At 61.8% G+C, this 9,390-nt stretch carries 8 protein-coding genes; 1 reads left to right on the plus strand and 7 read right to left on the minus strand.

Features of this window, described 5'->3' with window-relative positions:
* Positions 1-245: 245 nt before the first annotated feature.
* Positions 246-1,061 carry a DUF1559 domain-containing protein gene (locus ACMLHG_RS12250; protein ID WP_417170666.1) on the plus strand — a complete coding sequence of 272 codons (816 nt, stop codon included), beginning with the start codon at positions 246-248 and terminating at the stop codon, positions 1,059-1,061.
* A gap of 6 nt (positions 1,062-1,067) precedes the next feature.
* Here ACMLHG_RS12250 and ACMLHG_RS12255 read toward each other — a convergent pair whose 3' ends face one another.
* The 7 genes from ACMLHG_RS12255 to ACMLHG_RS12285 are packed head-to-tail and all read right to left on the minus strand — an operon-like array spanning position 1,068 to position 9,085.
* Entirely contained in the window at positions 1,068-4,994 is a 3,927-nt protein-coding gene (locus ACMLHG_RS12255) for a cobaltochelatase subunit CobN (RefSeq protein ID WP_417170667.1), read from the minus strand.
* Positions 4,991-5,332, minus strand: a complete 342-nt coding sequence (locus ACMLHG_RS12260) for a DUF2149 domain-containing protein (protein WP_294434183.1) — start codon at positions 5,330-5,332, stop codon at positions 4,991-4,993. The genes ACMLHG_RS12255 and ACMLHG_RS12260 overlap by 4 nt, the downstream gene beginning before the upstream one ends.
* On the minus strand, positions 5,319-5,921 hold the full coding sequence (locus ACMLHG_RS12265; RefSeq protein ID WP_417170668.1) for a MotA/TolQ/ExbB proton channel family protein: 603 nt from the start codon (positions 5,919-5,921) through the stop codon (positions 5,319-5,321). Before ACMLHG_RS12265 ends, ACMLHG_RS12260 begins: the two co-directional genes overlap by 14 nt.
* Positions 5,896-6,594 (minus strand): hypothetical protein, encoded by a 699-nt coding sequence (locus ACMLHG_RS12270; protein ID WP_417170669.1) that lies wholly within the window; start codon positions 6,592-6,594, stop codon positions 5,896-5,898. The genes ACMLHG_RS12265 and ACMLHG_RS12270 overlap by 26 nt, the downstream gene beginning before the upstream one ends.
* A 30-nt stretch (positions 6,595-6,624) precedes the next feature.
* Positions 6,625-7,257, minus strand: a complete 633-nt coding sequence (locus ACMLHG_RS12275; protein WP_417170670.1) for an FMN-binding protein — start codon at positions 7,255-7,257, stop codon at positions 6,625-6,627.
* Between the two features lie 7 nt (positions 7,258-7,264).
* Entirely contained in the window at positions 7,265-7,744 is a 480-nt protein-coding gene (locus ACMLHG_RS12280; protein WP_417170671.1) for a hypothetical protein, read from the minus strand.
* A gap of 21 nt (positions 7,745-7,765) precedes the next feature.
* Positions 7,766-9,085 carry a prepilin-type N-terminal cleavage/methylation domain-containing protein gene (locus tag ACMLHG_RS12285; RefSeq protein WP_417170672.1) on the minus strand — a complete coding sequence of 440 codons (1,320 nt, stop codon included), beginning with the start codon at positions 9,083-9,085 and terminating at the stop codon, positions 7,766-7,768.
* Positions 9,086-9,390: the final 305 nt, after the last annotated feature.

Genomic DNA, 9,390 nt, shown 5'->3' on the forward strand with positions numbered 1-9,390 from the left:
CGTTTCTCTTCCGACTGCAATTCATGCGATGCAACGTGAGGAAAACGGGGACGGTTTCCGCGAGGAGCGGCGGCAGATTTCTCTCTGGCGGACCGGTGAGGACAGACTTTGGTTAAAAAATCACAGGTGTGTCGAACAAAAAAAGCGGTGATTTTCTAAGTTTTTTGATGGCGCAGGTTGCATTTCCAATTTTTTTTGGACATAATAAGAGAAAAGACGGGAATTTTCATGGAGGGTCGTTTCCCATGTGCTGCAAAAATTCTCCCCGGCGATTCCGGATTCGTCCTGTTTTTACTCTGATCGAACTCCTTATCGTGATTGCGATCATCGCCATTCTGGCGGCGATGCTGCTGCCGGCTCTCAACAAGGCGCGGCAGCGGGCCGAGGCGATCAGCTGCGTCAACAACCTCCGGCAGATCGGCGTCGGATTGCTGCAGTACGCCGGGGATGCCGGGTTCTTCCCCTGGCCGCAGGATGCGGATGTTGAATGGGGGAATTCCGGCGAGAAAATCGGCTGGTGGAACCGCCTGATCGGGAAAACCGCTGCGCTTACTCCCATCGGCAGTGCTTATCTTCCCTATGACACCAAGCAGAAGCACGGCAATCTGCTCGGGCTGCGTTGCCGGGCTCACGCCGACCGGCATTCCTCGCCGACCAGCAGTTTCCCGGTCAACTCCTATGCTGTGGTCGGCTCCAATGTCAACGTGTACACGACTCTCGGAGTCGGCATCACCGGAACCATGGGGAAAGGGAGCCCAATCGGCGTTGTGCGTCCCGGCAATGTCCGCTCGCCCAGCCGGAAGATCTGCATCATTGAGCGGCAGAACGAACTGGATAATTTCGGTGTCGGCTATATTTCGACCGCGACCGCGCTCTACAACTCCGGCACCACCGGTTCCGACCGCGTCGGGACGGTGCACGGCAAGAACGCCGGATTCCTCCATGTGGATGGCCACGCGGCGATGATCAATGTGGTGGCGGAACTCAACGTCGCCGGGGACGCGTGGAGCTCCGCCGCCACCAAGCTCTGGAAAGAGCGCTTTGCCACCAACTTCCCATAGAAGAGCTTACTCTTCGAACCTCCGGTTTCGCCGGTGGCCCAGCCAGAGGGCGGCCGCCGCGACGGCGACGACGGCCAGCAGCGCGGTTACTGCGGTGCGTCCGGTACGCTTCTCCTTGAGCTCCCGCTTCTCCTCTTTGAGGGTCATGCCGGTCACCTGCTGTGCGACGGCGGCGGTGCGGATCGAGGAGATGCTCTTCTCGTAACTCTGTTTCGCTTCCGGCGAATCGAGCTTCCCCCCGATGAATTCGCGAAGCGGCGCGTTGTCGCAGACGAAACCGGAGCATCCGGGCCCGTGGTCGCGCACCAGTTCCGCGTGCAGTTCGGCGAGCTGCTTCACCGTTGCGGAACCGGCCTTCCAGAACCCTTTGCGGGCGGTTTCGAGCATGACGGCGGTGATCTCTTCGAGCGCGTAGGGATTCTTCGTCTTGAAGTACTCCCGCATGCCGAGCCGGTGTCTGTCGTCGACGAAGGTCTGCTTGTACTCCTCCCACAGGTGGTCGGAGAGCATCTCCGGCCGGAGCGCCTCCCAGGCGAAGGAGTTGCGCACCGTCTTGGCGAAGTTGTTCGCGGCGGTCTGCCCTTCGGCCATCATCTCCCGAAGGTAGTTCGGGTTGAGCAACGTCGAGCGCGCCTCGACCATCGCCGCCTCGCCCAGCTCCTGAATCCTGGCGCGTCCGCTGTTGCGCAGATCGTTGAAGAAGGCGTCGGCCTCCTGCCCGTTGACGGTTTTGACCGCGAGACTCAGCCCGCCCATGAACTGATAGATGTCGTCCAGCGAGAGCGGCCCGGAGGTGCTCGACGATCGGGAGTGGATGATCGCATCGGTGTTGGCCAGCGCGGCGCGGAAGGCAGCCGGAACATGTTCATTCCAGTGGTTTTCGGTGTAGATCGTACCCATATTCTCGAAGTAGCGGTCGGCGAGTTCGGCGCGCTCGTTCCAGCGACCGGAATCCTCCACCTGTTCGCGGACGCCAGTGCCGAAGCCGTTGTTGATCCGGCCGAAGATGCGGGCGTCGGCCAGCTCCTTCGCCCGTTCCGGCGAAAGCCCCTCGGCGATCATGCGCTTTTCGGCATCGCGGGAGTTGGCCCGCACGAAATTCGGCGCCGATTCGGTTTCGGCGGCGCGGGCGGCCATGCGCACCGCCCGGTCGATCAGGATCATCCGGCTGGCGGCGATGCCCCGGAACTGCCCGGAGGTCTGAACCGCGACATCGATCCGCGGGCGGCCGAGCTTCTCCGCCGGAATCAGCCGCACGGAACGGACCCTGCCGCGGCTGTCCCAAACCGGCTCCACCCCCAGCAGGAAGAAGATTTCGCCGAGCGTCGTCCCCTGGGTCCGGATGAACTCCCCGCCCCAGAGCGAAAAGGCGACCTTGCGCGGATAGTTCCCGGTCGCCCGGAGCCGGCTCTCGATCAGCGCCTCGCCGAGGCGGCGGCCGACGGCGAAGGACTCCCGGGTCGGGGTCCGCTCCGGATCGATTCCGTAGAGGTTGCGCCCGGTGGGCACGGTGTCGGGATTCAGCACCGGACTTCCGCCCGGCCCCGGTGCGATGAAGCCGCCGCGAAGGGCGTTGACGAGCGCATCCAGCTCCGCGCGGGTCGAGAGGGCGAGTGCGTCGCGCGCCGCGAAGGTGTCCGGCGCCTCCCGCCGCCCCGCGTCTCCCTTCGCCAGCGCGGCGGAAATCCGGGCGCGGGCGGGGGCGAGGTAGTGTTCGTCGTAGAACCGCTGGTTTTTCCGCTTCTCTTCCGTAACGTTCCCCGCCGCGAGATCGGCTTCGAAATTCCGGGCGGCGAGATCGTCCACCGTCATCAGCAGCGCGGTCTCGTCGAGCTCCTGCGATGAATAGGGGCGGCCGAGCACATACATCCCCCGGGCGACCTTCGATTCGGAGATCTCGTGCAGATGGTTGTGAAGCCGTTCCAGCCCGTCGTCGGTGAGCGGCAGGGTGAGTTTAAGGTCCTTGACGATGCCGAGCTTCTCCGCCAGCTCGCCCGCGCTTCGCTGGTATTCCGCCGCCAGCATCGGATTGTCGGCGCTTTCGATCGCGTGCAGTTTGCCGTCGAGCGAAGCGAGTTCTCCGGAGAGCCCCGCGTTCATGAACGGCGCGGTCAGGTGGCCGATCAGGGTCGCGTAACTGCGGCGCTTCGCGGCCAGCGCCTCGCCGATGTTGTTGATGACGTAAAGGTAATAGTGCGGCACCGGCCCGGTCAGCGCATCCGGCCAGTCGTCGTCGAGCAGGCCGATCATCCGCGCCGGTGTGAATTCGAGGCTGCCGTGGGTGCCGAAGTGAAGCATCGCGTCCGCCCGGAAGACGAAGCGGCTCCAGAGATAGGCCGCCGCATAGGGATAGGGCGGCGCCTCCTTCGTGCCGTGGACGATCTTCGACGTGTCGCCGCCGATTCCGGAGAGCGGCTGGGGCAGCAGAGTCACCTTGCCGAACTTCAGCCGGCCGACGACCAGCCCGGACTTGCCGCCGCGCACCGTGGCCATGTAGCGCCCCGGAGGCGGCCCGTAGAGGCGCTCCTGGTCCGCGATCAACGAGGCGGGGAACGCCTTTTTTCGGAGTGCTTCGAACGTCTCCAGCGGGAGAAATTCCGTCTCCTGCCGCGCGGCAAAGCGGTTGATCTCCCCTTCGGCATAAGCACCGAAGACGGCGGCTTCACGCTGAATCGCGGCGATGAGCTGATCCGGATTTTCCGGCAGCGGACCGGTGTCGTACCCCTCCTGCTTCAACCGGCGGAGCAGGGCGAGCAGCGATTCGGCAACTTCAAGGCCGCTCGCGTGGAGCGCGTTCTGCCCCGGCTCCTTGTAGAAGAAGATCGCGATGCGTTTGTCGAAATTCTTTTTCCGTTTGAGGTTGAGGTAGTTTTCAACCAGAAGAGCGAACTTCTCCAGCCGTCCGGGAATCGCCCACTGCTCTTCGATGCCGCGTTCGTCGCGGCGGAGCGCGGTCAGCAGAAAGGGAACTGCGCCGCCATCCAGCTCCGGCACCGTCACACTCTGGCTGAGCATGCCGCCGGAGAGGCCGCGCGGATCGGCGCCGTACTGTTCAAGCGTCCGGTAGACCTTGATCGGACAGAGCAGGGGAATGTTCCGTTCCCGCAGGAAGGCGACCGCCTCTTCCGCCCTCTCGTCGGTGAGCCGCCCATGCGGCAGATAGATCACCAGATCGGGCGAAACCTCCTTGAGGAAGTCGAGCCGTTTCGCGGCGCCGGAGATGCCGACGACATTGAGTTTCCGCGCCTCCAGCGCCTGGATGATATCGGTGAGATACCCCGGTTCACCGCGCGCCGCGCCGCCGTCGCCGGGAATCACCAGTGCGACTGTGGGAGCGCCGGGCTGGAATTTCCCCGCCTTGCGGTAGTAGTCGGAATACGCCTCCTTTGATTGGAAGAGCGCCTCCGGCGCGGTGTGGAACAAGGCGTCGGCGGGCAGGATGCGGGGCGGTTCCGGTTTCGGGGCGAAGAGCCGCTTCCCGTCGATCTCGTAGCGGAGGTAGAGCCAGAGCCGCCGGTAGTTCTCCCGGCTGCCGTTGGCGAAATATCCGGCAACGGTCTCGCGCTGTTCGCGCGACAGCGTGCCGAACCTGCAGTCCGGCCGGGAATCCTGATGGACGTAGAGCGGGATGCCGCGCGACTGAAGCTCTGCGATTGCCGCCTTCTGCTTCTCGCTGACCGACATGCCCATGCCCTGAAAGAGGATGAGGTCGAAGTGCCGGAGGGTGCGGGCGATTGCGTCGTTCCATTCGACCGTTTCCACCCGGAAGAACCATTCCGGAACCGTGTCGAACATCGGCGCGGTCTTGTAGCCGGAGAAGTTCACCAGCGCAATCCGGGTGGGCGCCATGTTCCGCCAGAGCGCCCAGCCGCCCGCGGCGAGCAGAAAGAGAAGCGCGGCAATGCCGGCGGCAATGAGACGGACCGGTTTCATCGCACCTCCTCCTCCGGAACATAGATGATCTCGCCCGATTCGAGCCGGTAGGCGATTCCGACCCGTTCACCCCGGCCGGTGCCGGTGGATTTCTCACTTTTGTAGCGGGTCACCTTGTTGTCTTTTTTGACGATGATCTCCATGTCGGGTTTGCCGGCATTCTTGACGAAGGTGACATCCTCGCTGGTCAGAAGTTCGGTCATCTGCGAACGGATGACGAAGGCGACCATCAGCGCCACCGCGAACACCATCGCCACGTCGAAGAGATTGACCAGCGTCTCGCGCGGATCGAAGTCGTCGTTTCGCCCGAACGCCCGGTAACGGTCAGCGCGCTTCATGCTGCTTCTCCTTCCGCCGGAGCTGAACGTCGAGCGCATAGCGCAGCGAGGAGATCTCTTCGGCGTACCAGTGGCGTTTGACCGAGTAGACCAGGAGTCCGACGCCGGCGACGAAACAGCCTGCCACGGTGGTGGCGAAGGCGATCTGCATGTTGTAGGCCATCGAACCGATGTCGCCGGAAGCGAGTCCGGCCAGTGCCGGTCCCATCGGAATGAGCGTCCCCATCAACCCGAGCATGGGGCCGACTTTGACCATGAACCCGGCCCGTTCCAGCTCGCGCTCGTAGCTGCGGTGCCAGTCGCTGATCCGTTTTTCGCAGTGGATTTCATCCCAGCCGAGTTCGGCAAGTTCGTGCAGATGGCGGGCGAAAACACCGGAACCGATGCGGGAGAAATCGATCGAATGATCCTGTTCCAACTCCTTCAATGCAATCTCTCTCCCGCGCCGCTGGCGCAGGAGGCCGAGACAGGTGGAGCCGAATCCGCCGAGCGTCACCAGCGACGCGGCCAGCGCGGCGATCAGCAGGATGGTGACCTGCAGAAGCAGACTCAGGGAGATCCAGTTAAGAATTTGGGTGATGTAGTGCATGATACTTTCTTTCTTTGCATATTTCAATTGCGTGGAACAACAGGAAGAAGAGGAGTGTTCCGGCGAACAGCCCGCCGAACACCGCCAGATGAATCCATCCGACGCCCGGCCCGGGATCCTCGCCGATCCGGCATTCGAGCGCAATCGGCAGAACGATGGCGCCGAGCAGCAGCAGATATTCCGCGCCGAGCAGAGCACCGATCCGGTCGTCGCGGCGCGGCAGGAGCTTCCGGGCGAGAACGCTCCCGCCGGACAGAACGGCGGCGCAGACGGCGGCAAGAAGCGCGGCGGTAAGTCCGAAATTCCAGCCGACCAGATGGTTGAAGCAGAAGATCTCCAGATAGAACGAGCCGGGGATCAGCAGAATCGACGGCAGAAGGACGACGGAGCGCCAGCTCTTTTGCTGTTTCTCATCAAGAAGTTTCCAGCCGACGACCAGCGTGAGAAGTTCCTGAAGCACGACGCCGAGACAGAGCGTTGCGAGCAGTTCGGAGCTGCCGAGCTGCTGTAGCATACGCTGATAGTTGAAGGCGGCGAGCCGGTCATGCCAGATGAGGGCGGGCAGTACGGCGACCGCGCAGAGCGGAATGCGCCAGCGAAGCGGAAGCAGTGCAAGCTTGAGAACGCTCTGCAAAGCGGCTCCGGCCAGTACGGCGATAACAAGCAGTTCCATAATGGTGTTTCCCTGTGAAGTCGATCCCGTCTAATTTTTGCAGCAGCTGCAGGAGCTGGTTTCCCGTTTCAATCTGCGCCGGAAATCGCATAACAGGTAGATGGCCGCACTGAGAAGAACCACCGCCGAGAGCAACAGCCCGTTCCAGTCGTTCCCCGCGGAAGAATGCTTCCGTTTGGCGGCTTCGAAATGATATTTCGCCGCCTGGCGAACTCCATGGAGGATCGCATTGGAACTGTAGGTGGCGCGTGTGACGGCATCGACCTGGCGCTCGGCGGCCTCTTCGAGGGTCATCCCGTTCCAGCGCTCGAAGAAACCTTTTTTTTCGAGCATCCGGAGATAGCGGGGAGTCTCCTGATTCGGACCGGTCAGAACACCGATGATTTTGCCGTCGGAGCCAAGGCAGAGGGCGACCGGGATGGGGCCGGCATATCCGGTTTTACGTTCGGAGTCGCCGGATTCCAGCAGCAGTCGGCCGAGCTCCCGCTCCCCCTCCCCGCGGACCGAATAATCGAACGGGGCAGTTTGCTTCAGCTCTTCAAAGCCGGAGAAACGCTCCTTCACCCCGGTAAGGTAAGGAGCCGTCGGATCCTCTTCCTGCGGGGCGGCGCCGAGCGAAAGCAGAAGGAGCGCCGGCAGAAGCAATGTGATATGTTGCTTCATGATGGATCTATTTCACTTCCTGAGCGGGGAGTTCAGTAACCGCCAGCAACCGGCAGCCTCCCGCATTCATCCGGATTCGGAATTCGATGTCGGGCCGTGTCGCTCCGTCGCCCTTCGCCACCGCGCGGTAGACGCCGAGCCCCGGGCGGCCGCTTTCGCGGAAGCTCCACTTTTCTTTCGCGAGCGCCGCCCCGTGTTTCCGCAGGATGTTCATCGCCTGTTCGACCGGATCACATCCCTCGGTTTCCCGGGCGATTTCGCGCGCCTCCCGGTCCATGCCGAAGAGTTTCTGCAGCTGGGTTTCACTCCGGCTTCGGCGCGGTTCAAGCGTGTAGGCGACGCAGGCCTGGAGACGCTGCTCCAACTCCTGCTTCACCGGGAAATCCTTCACCGGGTTGGGTTCCGGGGCGCGTCTGCCGAAGACGGCGAACACGCTCATCGACAGCCCGCATATGAGCAGGGCGGAAATCAGAATTTTCTTTCTCATGAGATTTGCTCCTTCTCCGGATCAGGGGTTGGCCTGCGGTTGATTGATCCCCAGAATCTCCCATTTGGTATTGGGGGCGTATAATTCCTCGTCGTCGGCGTCGGCACCCAGTCCGCCGATGTAGAGCGCCGGAATCGAGAGGTAGCCGCTCCGCTCGGAACTTACATGCCCATCCGCCCAGATCACATTGGCCCGGCCCATGTGGCGGAACATTGTCTTCTCTGAATCGACCGAATGGCTGAAGTTCATCTCCGAACCCAGTCCGTGAGAGCCACCGCCGGAGGTGTCGCTCTTTTTTCCTCCCTGATCAGCGAACGAAACACAGCGGGATGGTGTCTTGATCGTGCCCGGCTTGGTCAGGCGATATTTGTTCTGGATAGAAGTACTGCGGTTGGCGAAATCTTCCCACCCATGCAGGTAAGGCGCGATGCCGATGCCGCTTCCGGCCGCATTCTTTATGGAGTATTCATCGCTGCTGTAGAACGCCGAAACCCACGGGTGCGGGCAGAAGACAACGCTTTTCGTCACAATCGAGGCCATCGAGGCGTCTTCCCCCGGTTTCGGCAGGTAGGGGGTGAGATACCCTTCGCCGGTGTAGTCGAAGTCTTTGGTCGGCTTATTGCAGGCGGCCATCCACGCCTTGTGGCCTCCCGACGCTCCCATGTAGTAGATCGTCGGGCAGAAATATTCGTAGTCGTTTTGATAGAGGGAGTCCGCCGAGCTCACCTGTTTCATGTTGTTGGTGCAGCTGGTGGCGATTCCCCGCTCCCGCGCCTTGTTGAGAGCCGGCAGCAGCATGGCGGCGAGAATGGCGATGATCGCGATTACTACGAGGAGTTCGATGAGGGTAAAACTCCGGTATTGTCGAGTGGCGGCGGACGCGGGCCGGTGGGAAGCGGGTGGCGTGTCCGCCGCCCCCCGCACCCCCTGCGTCCGGCAAGGTGCCGGTGCCGGGTTCGGGTCAGCGGTCAGGCTGGGTTCGAGGGCGGGTGCGAACCGGTGGGAGTGAGAGCCGCGGAAATACGAACGGCTCTTCCCGCTTTTTTGCGGAAAGACCCCTTCGCATTTCCGCTCCCCTTCGCCGGGTGCCGAGCTTGTTCCAGCTTGCGCGGGGGTGTTTGACTGCCGGGGAGGATGTGGTGCGGGCGGTACGGGGAGAGACGCGTCGCCTTGCGCCGCTTTCTCTCCCCCGCGCCCCTCTCTTTTCGGCCTGTGGAAGCTCCGGGCGGAGGTGGCGGTGGCGGGCCGGTGGGAGCCGGGGAGCGTGTCCGCCGCCCCCCGCACCCCCTGCGTCCGGCAAGGTGCCGGCGAAACGTTCTTGCTGAGTCTTTGCTCGTTCATTTTCATTGTTCAGGGTTGTTGTCGTTTTTTTTATTTTTGCGATTCCGGAGAATTTGTTTTTCTTGATCAACGTGTGTTTGCTGCGGTTCTTCCCTCTCTTTTCCGGTCGTTATCTCTTTGAAGAGCATTCGCACCGTCTGAATCTAAAATTAGTCATTACTAACTTCTCTGGTAAAAAAAAGAGTTCTGCTGTTTTTTCATATAATATATCAGACTGGGAACCGTTTTTCAAGCAGAAAATTAGTTTTATCTAATGATTTTTGCAAAATTTCCTTTTTTACATGCTGTCGCGTCGAGATTCTGTT

Origin of the sequence: Victivallis sp., from assembly GCF_048170485.1 — a bacterium.
GTDB lineage: Bacteria > Verrucomicrobiota > Lentisphaeria > Victivallales > Victivallaceae > Victivallis.